Below are 15061 nucleotides of genomic sequence, written 5' to 3'. Positions count from 1 at the left end.
CGATGGATGGTGGGCACGGCGCGCGAAGAGCGCGCCTTCGCCCACCCTACGCACCGATGCTTACATCGGCCGATAGGTCCGCACGTCCGCGGGCACGTTGACGCCGAGCTTGATCTGGCCGACAGAGCGGATGATGTCGTCGCCGAGGAGCTGGGCGAAGCAGGCGTAGCCCCAATCGTTCATGTGCAGGCCGTCGGCGATCACGAAGCTCTCGACCGGAATCGACTGCTTCTCGTGCCAGTCGCGCATCACCTCGAAGCGCGGGAAGATGCCGACATGACGAAGCTCGGCGACCTTGCCGAGCAACTTCACCATCTTGCCGGCGCTGTCCGCGCGCTGGTTGACGGCGGGCGAATATTGCGGATCGACCAGCACGACGTCGGTGCCGCCGGCAGCCTGGATGCGGCTGATGCCGTCCTCGACCAGTTTGGCGGTATCGCCGGGATCGAGATTGCGCAGCACGGCATTGGTGCCGACCTGCCAGATCACCAGATCCGGATGCACGTCGATCACCTCTTTCTGGAGGCGCTTCATCATCTCGGGTGCGTCCTCGCCGCCGACGCCGGCATTGACGACGGTGATGTCGGCAGTCGGATAGTGCCGGTGCAGCTGCGCGGCAAGGCGATTGGGATAGTTGAACTCCGGCGAGCTCGCGCCGAATCCCGCGGTCGACGACGAGCCGAATGCGACGATGACGACGGGCTGGCCGGCGACGAGCTTGCCCGCGACATGCGGCAGCGAGCCCATTGCCTTCGCGCCGCCCTTCGGCGACAGGCAGGGGACGCGGCTAAAGATGTCGCCGGCGGATTTCGCGACCTGCTTCACCTTGTCGATGGCGCGCGCCGTGATGCCGCGCTGGTCGGGGGACGTCGCTGCGACGGTGGTCTGGGACGGTGAAGCGGGAGCCGGATCAGCCGATTGCTGCGGGGCCGGTGTTGCCTGCGCGGCCTGCGTCTGCGCGCGCGACTGCGAGGCCGGACTCAGCAACAGCAGCACCGCTGCTGCGGGCACAGCCAGCCATGCCGTCAGGCAAAAAGGGCGGAGAGAACTCATTAACGCTAGACCTCAATTTTGCTGCTGGGCCGGCTCCAGATGGGCAGCGTCGATCACGAACTGTGCCAACGCCCGGCCAAGGCAATCATGGACCTGTTTCGCCAGCTCAGGCCCGCGCGACGGGCTGAACAGGTCGAACTGCCCCTGATCATTCCACTGCCGCATGATCGCGAAACGATCGAACAGCGGAATATCGTGCTCCTGCGCCACCACCCGCATATTGTCGAGGTATGGCGGCACCGAGATCATGGTTTCGGTACGCGGACTATACTGCAGATTCATCAAGACGACGTCAGCCCCTGCCTTTTGCAACGCAACAACCCCTTCGGTCACCGCGCCACGAAAATCGTCGGGATCAATGGCTCGGATAGCATCCACGGTCCCGGTCTGCCAGATGACCAAAGTAGGCGCTTTTGCTTCCATCAGCTTAACGAAGCTGGCGGCCGCCTCCTCAGCCGTTTTCTTGCTCTGTATTTCTACGGAGACGTGCACAGTCTCGGTCGGCGGCAGCTTCTCCTTCAGGATGGCCTGCATCCGCGCCGGATAAGAAGCGTCCTCGGAGGCCGGAATCGTGGTCGAGCGGCTGCCGATGACCAGGATTTCGAGCGGCTTGCCGGCCTTGATGGCATCGGCGACCTTGGGAAGCTGGCTTTCGCTGGTGAGCAGATAGGACGGCAATTCGCAGGCTGCGGGCGCGGCTGAAGCAGCAGGTGCCGCCGAAGCAGCAGGCGCAGCATCGTCCGCGCGCGCCGGAGGCGCGGCGAGACCACCGCACAGCAGGATCAGGCTCAGGAAAACCTTCGCCTTCATCAGCCCCCTCCCGCCATATCGGCGCTGCCGACGGCGCTCTTGGTTTTCGAACCGCTCTTGTCAGCCACCCGCTTGTACCACGAAATCAGCCAGGCCATGGCCCACATGATCAGGATTCCGGAGAGACTAATTAGCGCATGCATCACCGGGCCGCCCGAGACTTCGGCCAGGATGAAATGGCCGGCAAAGGCTAGGAAGACGCCGAGACAGAATATCTCCAGGGAATGCGAGCCGCACAGGATCAGCGGCCGCAGCCAGGGCGATTTCAGGCCCGGCCAGTCCCGGGGCAGGACGCGCACGGTGAGCGCGGCCAGCGCCAGGAAATGCGTGAAGCGCAGCACGTCGAGGTCGGCCTTGTCGATCGGATACATCCACTGCTCGAGCCGCTTCGGCATGAAGTGGGAGAGCTGCGGCACATACCAGGTCAGCGTCACGTAGAATGCCGCGACCAGATAGGCGATCGCGATCCACATCGTCACCCGCGAAGCGAGAATGTGCGACATCCGTCGCGCACCCCCGAGCGCGCACCATGCCCCGAACACGAACAGCAATTGCCAGGCGAAGGGATTGAAGGCCCAGAAGCCGTTCGGATAGGCCGACAGGTAGAGATCGTATTCCCAGGTCACCGCGTAGAGCGCGACCGAGAGACCGAGCGTTACGTCGGGGCGCCATTTCATAAGCCACAGGATCAAGGGCAGCGCCAGCATCAGCACGATGTAGAGCGGCAGCACGTCCATGTTGACGGGGCGGAAGCGCAGCAGCAGCGCCTGCACGATCGTGACGTCGGGCTGCTTGAGGAAATCCATGATGCCCATCTCTTCGGTGTAGAGCGGGTTCTCGAACCTGGTCGCGACGTAGGAGATTTCGGCAAGGAAGATCGTGAACAGGAAGACGTGGGCGACATAGATCTGCCAGACGCGCCGCAGGATGCGCGCGGTGGCGACGACGATGCCGGACTCCAGCATCGCCCGACCGTAGACGAAGGCGGCGGTATAGCCGGAGATGAAGATGAAGATCTCGGTGGCGTCGCTGAAGCCGTAATTGCGGATCGTGAACCAGGTCAGAAGGCTCGGCGGCAAATGGTCGATGAAGATCAGCCACAGTGCCAGGCCGCGGAACAGGTCGAGCCGGAGTTCGCGCTCGCCGATGGCGGGCAGCGAAATGGCCGGCGATGCCGCGCGCGGCTTCGCACCCGCGGATTTGACCTCCACAGGTTTGGCGGTTCCCGCGATCGTCGATCCCGTCACTTGGTCGGCAATGGTCATCGGGGGCTAAAAACCCTTCCGCAAATCGCGACGTGGCAAGGAGTGTACCGGTCCGGCCGTCATCTCGCAAAGCGCCCGGATCACATGCAAAGACACTTGGACGTGTACTTCCCTGCGAATTCTGGCGGGACGATGTCGCCAGGACCGCCTCCGGCGTTTGGTTCCCGAGCAGATTTCGGTATGATGGCAATCATGTACCGCGCCGTGACCCGCCAGATCGAAGTGACCGTCGAGCCGAACTTTGTTCCGGAGCAGTCGTCGGCCGACCGCTCCCGCTATTTCTGGTCCTACACCATCGTCATCACCAATTCCGGCGACGAGACCGTGCAGCTCAAGACGCGGCACTGGATCATCACCGACGCCACCGGCCGGCAGCAGGAGGTGAAGGGCGAGGGCGTCGTCGGCGAGCAGCCGACGCTCGCCCCCGGCGAACGCTTCGAATACACCTCCGGCGTGCCGCTCACGACCGCCTCGGGCTTCATGACCGGCCGCTACCAGATGGTCAGCGCAACCGGCGAGCGCTTCGAGATCGACGTGCCGACGTTCTCGCTGGACAGCCCGGACAACAAGCGGGTGTTGAATTAGGGTCTGAGATGGTGGGCACGGTTCGCTTTACCCGCCCTCCGGCACTACAGCACCGCGCTACGCGTCCTCGACGCCCGCCTCGTCCGGTGTGAACTCGTACACCGAGCTGCAGAACTCGCAGGTCACGACGACCTTGTCGTCCTTGACCATCGCGGCACGATCGTCGGACGAAAAGCTCTTCAGCATCGATGCCACCGCGTCGCGCGAGCAGGAGCATTGCGCCTTCAAGGGCAGCGGATTGAACACGCGCACGCCGCGTTCGTGGAACAGACGGTAGAGCAGCCGCTCGCCGGACAGCTCCGGATCGATCAGCTCGACATCTTCGACGGTCTCGATCAGCGAGCGCGCCTCGACCCAAGCATCGTCTTCAGCGACGGCATGCACCTCGACGCCTTCGGGCGCATCGCCGGGATGCAGATCGGCCTGCCGCGCGCGCTCGGGCGCCTTCGGCAGGAACTGCATCAGCATGCCGCCGGCGCGCCAGCGATGCTTGCCGCCGTCGTTCGAGCGCCACTCCTCGCCGACGGCGAGACGCACGCGGGTCGGGATCTGCTCGGAGCGCAGGAAATATTCGTGAGCGGCGTCTTCCAGGCTGCCGCCGTCGAGCGCGACCAGGCCCTGGTAGCGGCTCATGTCGGGGCCCTGGTCGATGGTCATGGCGAGATGACCGTGCCCCAGCAGCGCGCCGGAATCCTTTGCATCGCCGAGGCGCGCGGCGTCGTAGCGCGCATAGGCGCGCAGACGATCCGGCGCCTGATAGTCCACGACCAGGAACGACACCGGACCGTCGGTCTGGGCCTGGAGGATGAAGCGGCCCTCGAACTTCAGCGCCGAGCCGAGCAGCGTGGTCAGCACGATGGCCTCGCCGAGCAGCTTGCCGACCGGCGCCGGGTAATCGTGCTTGGTCAGGATCTCGTCGAGCGCCGGACCAAGCCGCACCAGCCGACCGCGCACATCGAGCGCGTCGACCTCGTAGGGCAGCACAGCGTCATCGATCGGAACCGCGGATGGCGCGCGAACCGGACCTTCGGGCCCGGTTTTCATGTCAGGGGATTGGGAAACCATGGCGCTTTATCTGGGGTCGGAAGGCGGAATTGGAAGGGGTTCGGAGCAGCTCATCTGGACACTGGTTTGATCATGATACGGCAAATTCGGTGTCGTCCCGGCGAAGGCCGGGACCCATAACCACGAATATTGGTTTGGCGAAAACTCGTTGCCTCCGCCGATCTGCCACAAGAGAGATTCCGCGGTCTGGGTCCCGGCCTTCGCCGGGACGACGGAAAGTTAGCTCGCCCGCGTCGATCTACTTCACCGCGTCGAAGCACCAGGCCAGAATGCCCTTCTGCGCGTGCAGGCGGTTTTCGGCCTCGTCGAACACGACGGATTGCGGACCGTCGATCACCTCGTCGGTGACCTCCTCGCCGCGATGGGCGGGCAGGCAGTGCATGAACAATGCATCGGGCTGGGCCAGCGACATCAGCTGGGCATTGACCTGATAGGGCTTGAGCACGTTATGGCGGTGCTCGCCTTCCTTGTCCCCCATCGACACCCAGGTGTCGGTCACGACACAATCGGCCCCACGCACGGCGGCTTCGGCATCGGTGCCGAGCATGATCGGCGCGCCGGTCGCCTTGATGAAGTCGCGCATGGCTTTTTTCGGGGCGAGCTCCGGAGGCGTCGCGACATTGAGCTGGAACTTGAAACGCTCGGCGGCGTGCGCCCAGGACGCCAGCACGTTGTTGTCGTCTCCGGTCCAGGCCACCGTCTTGCCCTCGATCGGGCCGCGATGTTCCTCGTAGGTCATGAGGTCGGCCATCACCTGGCAGGGATGCGAGCGCCGCGTCAGGCCGTTGATGACGGGTACGGTGGCGTTCGCCGCAAGCTCCAGCAGGGCATCGTGATTGAGGATGCGGATCATGATGGCGTCGACATAGCGCGACAGCACCCGCGCGGTGTCGGCGATGGTCTCGCCGCGGCCGAGCTGCATCTCGGCACCGGTGAGCATGATGGGCTCGCCGCCGAGCTGGCGCATGGCAACATCGAAAGACACCCGCGTCCGCGTCGAGGGGCGCTCGAAGATCATCGCCAGCGTCTTGCCTTCGAGCGGCCTGACCGGCTGATGCGCCTTCTGCTTCGCCTTCATCGCGGTGGACGCGGCGAGCATGCGCTTGAGCTCCGACAGCGGCAGCTCGTTGATATCGAGGAAGTGCTTCGGTGTTTTCTTGGGTGTATTATCGGGCGACTTGCTCATCAGCTTGCCGCCCGCTTGTTGCCGGATAACGCGGTGCAGGCGCGCTCGAGCCGCCCGACGCTGTCCTCGATCTCGGCTTCGGTGACGATCAAAGGAGGCAGGAAACGCACGACATTGTCGCCGGCACCGACGGTGAGCAGCTTTTCGGCGCGCAAGGCGGCAACGAGATCGCCCGAAGGCACCACGGCCTTGATGCCGATCAGGAGGCCCTCGCCGCGCACTTCGCTGACGACATCAGAGTGGCGGTCGATCACGGAAGCGAGCTTCTGCTTCAGCAACAGCGACATCCTCTGCACGTGGTCGAAGAAGCCGGGCTTGAGCATGACGTCGAGCACGGCGTTCGCAGCCGCGATCGCGAGCGGATTGCCGCCGAAGGTCGAGCCGTGCGAGCCCGGTGTCATGCCGGACGCCGCTTCCGCGGTCGCAAGGCACGCGCCGATCGGGAAGCCGCCGCCGAGCGCCTTGGCCAGCGACATCACGTCGGGCTCGACGCCAAGGCGGCGGTACGCGAACAGATCGCCGGTGCGACCCATGCCGGTTTGCACCTCGTCGAAGGCGAGCAACAGACCCTTCTCGTCGCAGAGCTGGCGCAACGCCCTCAGGAAGGCAGGCGTTGCCGAACGGACACCGCCCTCGCCCTGGATCGGCTCGATCAGGATTCCGGCGGTCTGCGGACCGATCGCCTTTTTCACCGCCTCGAGATCGCCATGCGCAACCTGGTCGAAGCCCTCCATCGGGGGGCCGAAACCTTCGAGATATTTTGCCGAACCCGTCGCGGCCAGCGTCGCCAGCGTGCGGCCATGGAACGCGCCTTCGAAGGTGATCATGCGATAGCGGTCGGGATGGCCCTTCGCGGCGTGATAACGGCGCACCACCTTGATCACGCATTCCAGCGCTTCGGCGCCGGAATTGCAGAAGAACACGAAATCCGCAAAACTTTCATTGCACAGGCGCGCGGCGAGCTTTTCGCCGTCCGGGCTCTGGAACAGGTTCGACATGTGCCAGAGCTTCGTGGCCTGCTCCTGCAACGCCGCGACCAGCGCCGGATGGGCATGGCCGAGCGCATTCACCGCCACCCCGGAGGTGAAATCGAGATAGCGCTCGCCATTGGTCGCGATCAGCCAGCAGCCTTCGCCACGCTCGAAACCGAGGTCGGACCTGGCGAAAACGGGGAGCAAATGCGGCGCTGCGCTGTTAGTCATGACGGTCACTTGAATGTTGCGGACGGTGTGAGCGTGCATTGCGCAACGCACCATCGACCGGCCCGGAAAACGAAACGTGCCGCCTCTTGCGGGCGGCACGTGCGACTATCTTAGGCTTGGTGAAACGGGTGTCAATGCCGCCCGGAAAGCCTCGCGAAACGCTGAATCCGTAGTCTTGCGGTGCCGATTTTGCGGGATTTAGTCACGGAACATGTGGAAGCGAGTCGGCGGACTCTTGCGCGGGAGTCACGCCATATTGTAGCGTTTGGATTGTCAGATACGACATCTCGTGCAGTGGTTCTGATCTTTAAGTCCTTATGTACCGGCGTAAACGTTCGGGCGTTCAAGACGCGCCCGGCGAGCCTTAAGGGATTCTGGCGGCACGGGTTTTTGAAGGCTTAGGCATTCGCTACGAGGCCCCAGGATGGCTGGCGCGCAGCGAGGGAAAGGGTGCAATGACGGTTTTGACCTGGTCCGATGATCGCGTCGAGCAGCTGAAAAAGCTCTGGGAGGCCGGACTTTCGGCCAGCCAGATCGCGGCGGAGCTCGGCAATGTGACCCGCAATGCCGTAATCGGCAAAGTGCACAGGCTCGGCCTCTCGGGCCGCGCCAAGAGCCCTTCGTCGGCAGCGCCCCGACCGCGCAAGGCGCGCCCCGCGCAGCACATGATGCGGGTGAGCCGCCCGATCTCGCGCGGCAACACCGCGCTGGCGCAGGCCTTCGAGGTCGAGGCTGAGCCGGATCCGGTCACCTATGACAACGTGGTGCCGATGAGCCAGCGGCTGTCGCTGCTGGAATTGAACGAGGCGACCTGCCACTGGCCGGTCGGCGATCCCTCGAGCCCGGACTTCTTCTTCTGCGGTGGACGGGCGCTGTCCGGCCTGCCCTATTGCGCCCAGCACTCGCGCGTCGCGTACCAGCCGGCGTCGGATCGGCGGCGTGCACCGGTGAAGCCGGGGCCGCGCTAATTACCGCAAGTCGTCGCGCGAAGACGGCTCAACGATTTCAGTGTCGTCCCGGCCAATTGCGCACGGGGGCCGGGACCCATACTCCGAGCGCGCAGTTGTTGCGCGAAAGGGGTCATTCCGAGTCTTCGCCAAACCACGTTCGGTGGTTATGGGTCCCGGATCAGCGCTCGCTTCGCTCGCTTGTCCGGGACGACGTCGAAGAATTCGGGGACAGCTTGCCAACAAACAAGGCTGCAACCCTACACCTGCTCCGCCTTGGCAAACCGATCATCCAGCGCGTAACCAGCGCCGCGGACGGTGCGGATCGGGTCCTGCTCGCGGCCGAGATTGAGCAGCTTGCGCAGGCGGCCGATATGCACGTCGACGGTGCGCTCGTCGATATAGATGTCGCGGCCCCAGACGCTGTCGAGCAGTTGCTCGCGCGAGAACACCCGTCCCGGGTGCTCCAGGAAGAACTCCAGCAGGCGATATTCGGTCGGACCGAGATCGATCGGCCGGCCCGAGCGCGCCACGCGGCGCTTGTCGCGGTCGAGCTCGATGTCGCCAAAAGCAAGGACGGTGGCGAGCCGCTCGGGGCTTGCGCGCCGCAGCAGGCCTTTCACGCGCGCCAGCAGCTCCGGCACCGAGAATGGCTTGACGATGTAATCGTCGGCGCCGGTCGCAAGACCCCGCACCCGCTCGCTCTCCTCGCCGCGCGCGGTGAGCATGATAATCGGGAGCTGCTTGGTCTCGGGACGGGTGCGAAGCCGCCGGCACAGTTCGATGCCTGACAGGCCCGGCAGCATCCAGTCGAGCACGACCAGATCGGGGATGTGCTCCTTGAGGCGGGTGTCGGCGTCGTCGCCGCGCATCACCGTCTCGACGTCATAGCCGTCGCCTTCGAGGTTGTAGCGGAGAAGCTCGGTCAGGGCTTCCTCGTCCTCAACCACCATAATGCGTGCGCCCATCGGGTCGTCGCTCCCTTAAGTCTTCAGGTGTTCGGTACCGTGCTGGCGAAGGTCGTCATGTCGCCCTTCGGCCGCTTGTCGGTGATCGCCTGGCCCTCGATCATGTAGAACACGGTCTCGGCGATGTTGGTGGCGTGGTCGCCGATCCGCTCGATGTTCTTGGCGCAGAACATCAGGTGAATACAGAACGAGATGTTGCGCGGATCCTCCATCATGTAGGTAAGGAGCTCGCGGAACAGCGAGGTGCAGATGGCGTCGACTTCCTCGTCACCCTTCCACACCGCCATCGCCGCCGGCAAATCATGCGCGGCATAGGCGTCCAGCACCGACTTGACCTGCTGCTGCACGAGGTCGGTCATGTGCTCGAGGCCGCGGAACAGCTTGAGCGGATGGAAGTCCGTCTCCAGCGCCGCAACGCGCTTGCCCATGTTCTTGGCGAGGTCGCCGATGCGCTCGAGATCGGTCGCGACGCGCATGGCGCCGACGATCTCGCGCAGATCGACCGCCATTGGCTGGCGCCGGGCGATGGTGAGCACCGCGCGTTCCTCGATGCGCTTCTGCAGCGCGTCGAGTTCAGTGTCGATGGCGACGACGCGCTGGCCGAGCGGGACGTCGCGGCGGATCAATGCGTCGACGGACTCGACGATCATGCGCTCGGCGATGCCACCCATCTCGGCGACCAGGCGCGTGAGTTCCTGGAGGTCGGTGTCGAAGGCCTTTGCGGTATGTTCAGAACCCATGTCGCGTCTCCTAGCCGAACCGGCCGGTGATGTAATCCTGCGTGCGCCGGTCGGACGGCGACGTGAAGATCTTGCTGGTGTCGTCGAACTCGATCAACTCGCCGAGATACATGAAGGCGGTCTTGTCGGAGACGCGCGCCGCCTGCTGCATGTTGTGGGTGACGATCGCGATCGTGTAATCCTCGGACAGCTCCTGGATCAGCTCCTCGACCTTGGCGGTCGAGATCGGGTCGAGCGCCGAACAGGGTTCGTCGAACAGGATCACCTCGGGCCGCACCGCGACGGTGCGGGCGATGCAGAGGCGCTGCTGCTGGCCGCCGGAGAGCGACAGGCCGGAGGCGTTGAGCTTGTCCTTGACCTCGTTCCACAGCGCGCCGCCGCGCAGCGCCTTCTCGACGCGGCCGTCCATTTCGGACTTCGATATCTTCTCATAAAGACGGATGCCGAACGCGATGTTCTCGTAGATCGTCATCGGGAACGGCGTCGGTTTCTGGAACACCATGCCGACGCGGGCGCGCAGCAGATTGAGGTCCAGCTTGCCGTCGAGGATGTTGGTCTGGTCGAGCATGAGCTGACCGGTGGCGCGCTGACCGGGATAGAGGTCGTACATCCGGTTGAAGATGCGCAGCAGGGTCGACTTGCCGCAGCCTGACGGACCGATGAACGCCGTGACGCGGTTGGCGCCGAGCGTCAGGTTGATGTTTTTCAGCGCGTGGTGCTCGCCGTAATAGAAGTTCAGGTTGCGCACGGTCACCTTGGGGGGCGCCTCCGGCAGCACTGCCGCGTGCGGCAGTCCACCTGACGCGCTCATCGATACGGAAAGATCACTCATTTTGCGGTCCTCTCGGCGCCAAGGATGCGCGCGAAAATATTAAGGGCAAGAACGGTCAGGGTGATGAGCAGCGCGCCGCTCCAGGCCAGCTGCTTCCAATAGGCATAGGGGCTCTGCACGAAGTTGTTGATGGTCACCGGCAGGTTTGCCATCGTCTTGTTCAGGCCGAGGCTGAAGAACTGGTTCGACAGCGCGGTGAACAGCAGCGGCGCGGTTTCACCGGCGACGCGGGCGGTCGCGAGCAGCACGCCGGTGATGAGGCCCGAACGGGCAGCGCGATAAGCGATCCGCTTGATCACCAGCGAACGCGGCAGGCCGAGCGCCGAGGCCGCCTCGCGCAACGCGTTCGGCACCAGCAGCAGCATGTCCTCGGTCGTGCGCAGCACCACCGGGATCACGATGACCGCGAGCGCGAGCGAGCCCGCGATCGCCGAGAAGCCGCGCATCGGCACCACCACCGCGCCGTAGATGAACAGGCCGATGATGATCGAGGGTGCCGAGAGCAGGATGTCGTTGATGAAGCGGATCACCGAGGTCAGCCGGTCATTGCGGCCGTACTCGGCGAGATAGGTGCCGGCGAACATGCCGAGCGGCGCGCCGATGCCGACGCCGATCACGGTCATGATCAGCGAGCCGACGATGGCGTTGAGCAGTCCGCCCTCGTTCGATCCCGGTGGCGGCGTGTTCTCGGTGAACAGCTGGACATTGAGTCCGGCCAGTCCGTTGTAGAGCAGCGTAATCAGGATCAGCGCGAGCCAGGTGACACCGAAGGCGGTTGCGGCGATGCAGAGCCCGCGGACGACGATGTCCTTGCGGCGGCGGCGTGAATAGATCGGATTCATGGCGTCAGTTCCCCGCCTTCTTTTCCAGCCGCATCAGCATCAGCCGCGCCGCCGCGAGCACGAAGAAGGTCAGCACGAACAGCAGGAGGCCGAGCAGGATCAGGCCGGACTGGTGCAGGCCGTCGCTCTCGGCGAACTCGGATGCGATCGCCGCCGAGATCGTGGTGCCGGGGGCGAAGATCGACGACGAGATCCGGAACGAGTTACCGATGATGAAGGTCACCGCCATGGTCTCGCCGAGCGCGCGGCCCAGCGCCAGCATGACGCCGCCGATGACGCCGACGCGGGTGTAGGGGATCACCACGCTGCGGACGACTTCCCAGGTGGTGCAGCCGACGCCGTAGGCGGCTTCCTTCAGCACCGGAGGCACTGTCTTGAACACGTCGACCGAAATCGAGGTGATGAAGGGCAGCACCATGATGGCGAGGATCAGCGCGGCATTGAACAGGCTGAGATAGGACGGGGGACCTGCGAAGATCGCGCCCAGCACGGGCACGCCGTCGAAGATCTTGATCATGAAGGGCTGGAACGTGTTGGCGAGGAACGGCCCCAACACGAAGAAGCCCCACATGCCGTAGATGATCGAGGGGATGCCGGCGAGCAGCTCGATCGCCATGCCGATCGGGCGGCGCAGCCATTGCGGGCAGAGCTCGGTGAGGAAGATCGCAATGCCAAGACCCACGGGAATGGCGATCAGCATCGCGATGAAGGAGGTGACGAGCGTGCCGTACATCGGCCCGAGCGCGCCGAGCACGGGCGGATCGGCGGACGGCGCCCAGCGCTGCGTCCACAGGAACGAGACCCCGAATTCCTTCATCGCCGGGAAGGCGCCGACGATCAGCGAAAGGATAATGCCGCCGAGGATCAGAAGCACCGAGATCGCGGAGAGCCGCGTGATCCAGTAGAAGGTGACGTCCCCGAGCTTGAACGCGCTCAAGGCCTTGGCGCGATCATACGGTCCGGCGTCGTCGATTACATCGCTCTGAACGGCCATCTCTGCCACGCCGATCCCCTGTACCAAATAGTATACGTTTTTTGTTGGTCCGTGCCCCGGATGCGGCGCAGCGCATCCGGGGCACGAGCGTCGCGAGCCTAGCTCTTGATGTCGGCAGCCCAGGTCTTCTCGATCAGCTGAACGACCGGGTCCGGCATCGGGATGTAGTCGAGCTCTTCAGCCGCCTTGCCGCCGCTCTTGAAGGCCCAGCGGAAGAACTTGATGGCTTCCTGCGAGGCCGCCTTGTCGGTGGCGTCCTTGTGCATGAGGATGAAGGTCGCCGCCGTGATCGGCCAGGACTTCTCGCCGGGCTGGTCGGTCAGGATGACGTAGTAGCCGGGAGCCTTGGCCCAGTCGGCGTTGGCGGCGGCCGCCTGGAACGCTTCGACGGTGGGCTGCACCGGCTTGCCGGTCTTGTTGACGAGACCGGTGTAGGTCAGCTTGTTCTGCTTGGCATAGGCGTACTCGACGTAACCGATCGAGTTCTTGGTCTGGCTGATGTTGCCCGACACGCCTTCGTTGCCCTTGGCGCCGACGCCGACCGGCCACTCGACGGCGGTACCTTCACCGACCTTGCTCTTCCAGTCCGCGCTGGCCTTGGCGAGGTAGTTGGTGAAGTTGAAGGTGGTGCCCGAACCATCCGAACGGCGGACCACGGTGATGGCTTCCGAGGGCAGCTTCACGTTCGGGTTGAGCTTCTTGATCGCGGCGTCGTCCCATTTGGTGATCTTGCCGAGATAGATGCTGGCCAGCGTCTCGCCGTCGAACACCATCTCACCGGGCTTCACGCCCTCGATGTTGACCACGGGAACGATGGCACCCATCACCATCGGCCACTGGACGAGGCCGTCCTTCTCGAGCTGCTCGGCCTTGAGCGGCGCGTCGCTGGCGCCGAAGGTCACGGTCTTGGCCTGGATCTGCTTGATGCCGCCGCCGGAGCCGATCGACTGGTAGTTCAGGCCGTTGCCGGTCTCTTTCTTGTAGGCGTCGGCCCATTTGGAATAGATCGGGAACGGGAACGTCGCACCGGCACCGGTGATGTCGGCAGCAAAGGCCGCCGTCGTCGATGCGGCGACCATGCCAGCAGCGACGAGTGTTTTGAGGAAATTCATGCTGGTCTCCATACAGGGGAGCGAAGCGCCATCCGCGCCCGATCGCGCTCCCCGTGCCGCCCCTTTAGGAGCGGACAGCTGAGCTTTTACGAAGGTTTGGTGACAGTCGGATGACAGTGTTAAGGAGCTGAAATCGCTGGAATTTAGCTCAGAGCCGCAGGCTTGCCCTGGGGGAAACAGGCAGCGAAAGTGGCGCCCTGCTTGGGCACGCTTTCGATCAAAAGCCGGCCGCGATGGCGGTTAAGAATATGTTTCACCAGCGATAATCCGAGGCCGGTGCCGCCCTGCGAGCGGCTGTCGCCGACATCGACCCGGTAGAACCGCTCCGTCAGCCGCGGCAAATGTTCCGGCGCGATGCCGGGGCCGAAATCCCGGACCAAGACCCGGATTTCCTGAGTTCCATCAGGGGCGGAACTGGACGTCAGCGACACGATGACACGACCGCCCGAGGCGCCGTATTTGAGCGCGTTCTCGATCAAATTCTCGAACAGGCGGAGCAGCTCCTCACGGTCGCCCGCGATCAGCACCGGGGTCTCTTGCAGCTGGGTCTCGACCTCGACCTGGCGTTCCCGGGCCAGCGGCTCGAGCCCGTCGGCGACCTGCAAGATGATCGGCAGCAGGTCGACCAGGGTGTCGGGCCGCACATGGGCCGACAGCTCCACCCGCGACAGCGACAGCAGATCGTCGATCAGACGCGCCATCCGGGTGGCCTGGTTGTGCATGATGCCGAGGAAGCGCTCGCGCGCCTTGGGATCGTCCTTGGCCTGGCCCTGGAGCGTGTCGATGAAGCCGGACAGCGCGGCCAGCGGGGTGCGCAGCTCGTGACTGGCATTGGCGACGAAATCGGCCCGCATCTCCTCGACCCGGCGCAGCGGCGTCTGGTCGTGGAAGGTCATCAGCATGCATTTGTCGGCGCCGCCGAATGTGGTCGGCACCGGCACCGGCGTGATGGTCAGCTCCATCCAGCGATCGACCGGGACATGGTCGAGATAGGTCGCGCGCCGCGGCTCGGTGGTCGCGATCGACTCGCGCAGGGCCGTGATGATCTCGGGCGAGCGCAGCGCGAACTGGGCGAGCTCATTCCGGCGCAGCGCCGGCGCGAGCTGGGCGGCCGCAGCGTTGAGATGGATGACGCGGCCGGCGCGATCGAGCAGCACCGCGGGATCTGGCATGCCGGCGACCACCGCGGCGACTGCCGCGCTCTCGACCGGGTTGACGCGGCGGGTCTCTTCGCGCGAGGCGGCGGTATCGTGCAGGCGCCACGGGATCAGCGCTGCGGCCGCGATGCAGACGAACACCGCAATCGCATGCAGTGCCGACAATTCGCCCAGCGAGACCACCACCGACAGTGCCAGCGCCGCGGCGATCAGGATGACGGTCGAGTGCCGCAGCCGGTCGGACCAGGGCTGGGAGGAGGGAGAAGATGGGGCGTCGATCGCCATCGGGGCGGGCTTCTCCAA

15 protein-coding genes are annotated in these 15061 nt (G+C 64.6%); 2 read left to right on the top strand and 13 right to left on the bottom strand.

Going from position 1 to position 15061, the window contains the following annotated elements; all coding sequences use genetic code 11:
* Positions 1-60: 60 nt before the first annotated feature.
* From IVA75_RS13420 to IVA75_RS13410, 3 genes are read right to left on the bottom strand one after another with little or no spacing between them, the layout of a single operon-like run.
* Positions 61-1053 (bottom strand): SGNH/GDSL hydrolase family protein, encoded by a 993-nt coding sequence (locus tag IVA75_RS13420; protein WP_027565890.1) that lies wholly within the window; start codon positions 1051-1053, stop codon positions 61-63.
* A 12-nt stretch (positions 1054-1065) separates the two neighbouring features.
* A complete protein-coding gene (locus tag IVA75_RS13415; protein WP_247285328.1) occupies positions 1066-1863 on the bottom strand; it encodes an SGNH/GDSL hydrolase family protein in 798 nt (265 codons plus the stop codon).
* A complete protein-coding gene (locus tag IVA75_RS13410; RefSeq protein WP_247285326.1) occupies positions 1863-3128 on the bottom strand; it encodes an OpgC domain-containing protein in 1266 nt (421 codons plus the stop codon). The genes IVA75_RS13415 and IVA75_RS13410 overlap by 1 nt, the downstream gene beginning before the upstream one ends.
* A 180-nt stretch (positions 3129-3308) precedes the next feature.
* On the opposite strand from IVA75_RS13410, the gene apaG reads away from it, so the two are divergent.
* On the top strand, positions 3309-3713 hold the full coding sequence (gene apaG, locus IVA75_RS13405) for a Co2+/Mg2+ efflux protein ApaG (protein ID WP_106941285.1): 405 nt from the start codon (positions 3309-3311) through the stop codon (positions 3711-3713).
* Between the two features lie 57 nt (positions 3714-3770).
* Here the strand turns inward: apaG and IVA75_RS13400 are convergent, their stop codons facing one another.
* The 3 genes from IVA75_RS13400 to IVA75_RS13390 form a co-directional block, all read right to left on the bottom strand.
* The gene (locus IVA75_RS13400; protein ID WP_027514423.1) at positions 3771-4778 is read right to left on the bottom strand and encodes an Hsp33 family molecular chaperone; all 1008 of its coding nucleotides are present in this window, start codon (positions 4776-4778) and stop codon (positions 3771-3773) included.
* A gap of 238 nt (positions 4779-5016) precedes the next feature.
* On the bottom strand, positions 5017-5964 hold the full coding sequence (gene argF / locus IVA75_RS13395; protein ID WP_027565894.1) for an ornithine carbamoyltransferase: 948 nt from the start codon (positions 5962-5964) through the stop codon (positions 5017-5019).
* Positions 5964-7166 carry an aspartate aminotransferase family protein gene (locus IVA75_RS13390; protein ID WP_027565895.1) on the bottom strand — a complete coding sequence of 401 codons (1203 nt, stop codon included), beginning with the start codon at positions 7164-7166 and terminating at the stop codon, positions 5964-5966. Before IVA75_RS13390 ends, argF begins: the two co-directional genes overlap by 1 nt.
* A gap of 455 nt (positions 7167-7621) precedes the next feature.
* Here IVA75_RS13390 and IVA75_RS13385 point away from each other — a divergent pair, with 455 nt between their 5' ends.
* A complete protein-coding gene (locus tag IVA75_RS13385; RefSeq protein ID WP_007597869.1) occupies positions 7622-8134 on the top strand; it encodes a GcrA family cell cycle regulator in 513 nt (170 codons plus the stop codon).
* 239 nt (positions 8135-8373) lie between these two features.
* On the opposite strand, the gene phoB is transcribed toward IVA75_RS13385, so the two are convergent.
* The 7 genes from phoB to IVA75_RS13350 form a co-directional block, all read right to left on the bottom strand.
* On the bottom strand, positions 8374-9081 hold the full coding sequence (gene phoB / locus IVA75_RS13380; protein WP_247285325.1) for a phosphate regulon transcriptional regulator PhoB: 708 nt from the start codon (positions 9079-9081) through the stop codon (positions 8374-8376).
* A gap of 23 nt (positions 9082-9104) precedes the next feature.
* Entirely contained in the window at positions 9105-9821 is a 717-nt protein-coding gene (gene phoU / locus IVA75_RS13375) for a phosphate signaling complex protein PhoU (protein WP_247285324.1), read from the bottom strand.
* A gap of 10 nt (positions 9822-9831) precedes the next feature.
* The gene (gene pstB, locus IVA75_RS13370) at positions 9832-10653 is read right to left on the bottom strand and encodes a phosphate ABC transporter ATP-binding protein PstB (RefSeq protein WP_027565896.1); all 822 of its coding nucleotides are present in this window, start codon (positions 10651-10653) and stop codon (positions 9832-9834) included.
* Positions 10650-11495, bottom strand: coding sequence for a phosphate ABC transporter permease PstA (gene pstA / locus IVA75_RS13365; RefSeq protein ID WP_018456065.1), 846 nt, complete (start codon positions 11493-11495; stop codon positions 10650-10652). Before pstA ends, pstB begins: the two co-directional genes overlap by 4 nt.
* A gap of 4 nt (positions 11496-11499) precedes the next feature.
* Positions 11500-12489, bottom strand: coding sequence for a phosphate ABC transporter permease subunit PstC (gene pstC / locus IVA75_RS13360; RefSeq protein WP_247285473.1), 990 nt, complete (start codon positions 12487-12489; stop codon positions 11500-11502).
* Between the two features lie 98 nt (positions 12490-12587).
* Entirely contained in the window at positions 12588-13601 is a 1014-nt protein-coding gene (gene pstS, locus IVA75_RS13355) for a phosphate ABC transporter substrate-binding protein PstS (RefSeq protein WP_247285319.1), read from the bottom strand.
* A gap of 143 nt (positions 13602-13744) precedes the next feature.
* Positions 13745-15043, bottom strand: a complete 1299-nt coding sequence (locus IVA75_RS13350; protein ID WP_247285317.1) for an ATP-binding protein — start codon at positions 15041-15043, stop codon at positions 13745-13747.
* Positions 15044-15061: the final 18 nt, after the last annotated feature.

Origin of the sequence: Bradyrhizobium sp. 134 (genome assembly GCF_023074155.1) — a bacterium.
Lineage (GTDB): Bacteria > Pseudomonadota > Alphaproteobacteria > Rhizobiales > Xanthobacteraceae > Bradyrhizobium.
This window is presented reverse-complemented; position numbering and strand designations above follow the sequence as displayed.

Bases quoted from the DNA above. Each gene is read 5' to 3' on its own strand.
- apaG (WP_106941285.1), top strand. From the start codon at position 3,309: ATGATGGCAATCATGTACCGCGCCGTGACCCGCCAGATCGAAGTGACC.
- phoB (WP_247285325.1), bottom strand. From the start codon at position 9,081: ATGGGCGCACGCATTATGGTGGTTGAGGACGAGGAAGCCCTGACCGAG.
- IVA75_RS13400 (WP_027514423.1), bottom strand. From the start codon at position 4,778: ATGGTTTCCCAATCCCCTGACATGAAAACCGGGCCCGAAGGTCCGGTT.
- IVA75_RS13420 (WP_027565890.1), bottom strand. From the start codon at position 1,053: ATGAGTTCTCTCCGCCCTTTTTGCCTGACGGCATGGCTGGCTGTGCCC.
- IVA75_RS13390 (WP_027565895.1), bottom strand. From the start codon at position 7,166: ATGACTAACAGCGCAGCGCCGCATTTGCTCCCCGTTTTCGCCAGGTCC.
- phoU (WP_247285324.1), bottom strand. From the start codon at position 9,821: ATGGGTTCTGAACATACCGCAAAGGCCTTCGACACCGACCTCCAGGAA.
- IVA75_RS13410 (WP_247285326.1), bottom strand. From the start codon at position 3,128: ATGACCATTGCCGACCAAGTGACGGGATCGACGATCGCGGGAACCGCC.
- argF (WP_027565894.1), bottom strand. From the start codon at position 5,964: ATGAGCAAGTCGCCCGATAATACACCCAAGAAAACACCGAAGCACTTC.
- pstS (WP_247285319.1), bottom strand. From the start codon at position 13,601: ATGAATTTCCTCAAAACACTCGTCGCTGCTGGCATGGTCGCCGCATCG.
- pstA (WP_018456065.1), bottom strand. From the start codon at position 11,495: ATGAATCCGATCTATTCACGCCGCCGCCGCAAGGACATCGTCGTCCGC.
- IVA75_RS13385 (WP_007597869.1), top strand. From the start codon at position 7,622: ATGACGGTTTTGACCTGGTCCGATGATCGCGTCGAGCAGCTGAAAAAG.
- IVA75_RS13350 (WP_247285317.1), bottom strand. From the start codon at position 15,043: ATGGCGATCGACGCCCCATCTTCTCCCTCCTCCCAGCCCTGGTCCGAC.
- pstB (WP_027565896.1), bottom strand. From the start codon at position 10,653: ATGAGTGATCTTTCCGTATCGATGAGCGCGTCAGGTGGACTGCCGCAC.
- IVA75_RS13415 (WP_247285328.1), bottom strand. From the start codon at position 1,863: ATGAAGGCGAAGGTTTTCCTGAGCCTGATCCTGCTGTGCGGTGGTCTC.
- pstC (WP_247285473.1), bottom strand. From the start codon at position 12,489: ATGGCCGTTCAGAGCGATGTAATCGACGACGCCGGACCGTATGATCGC.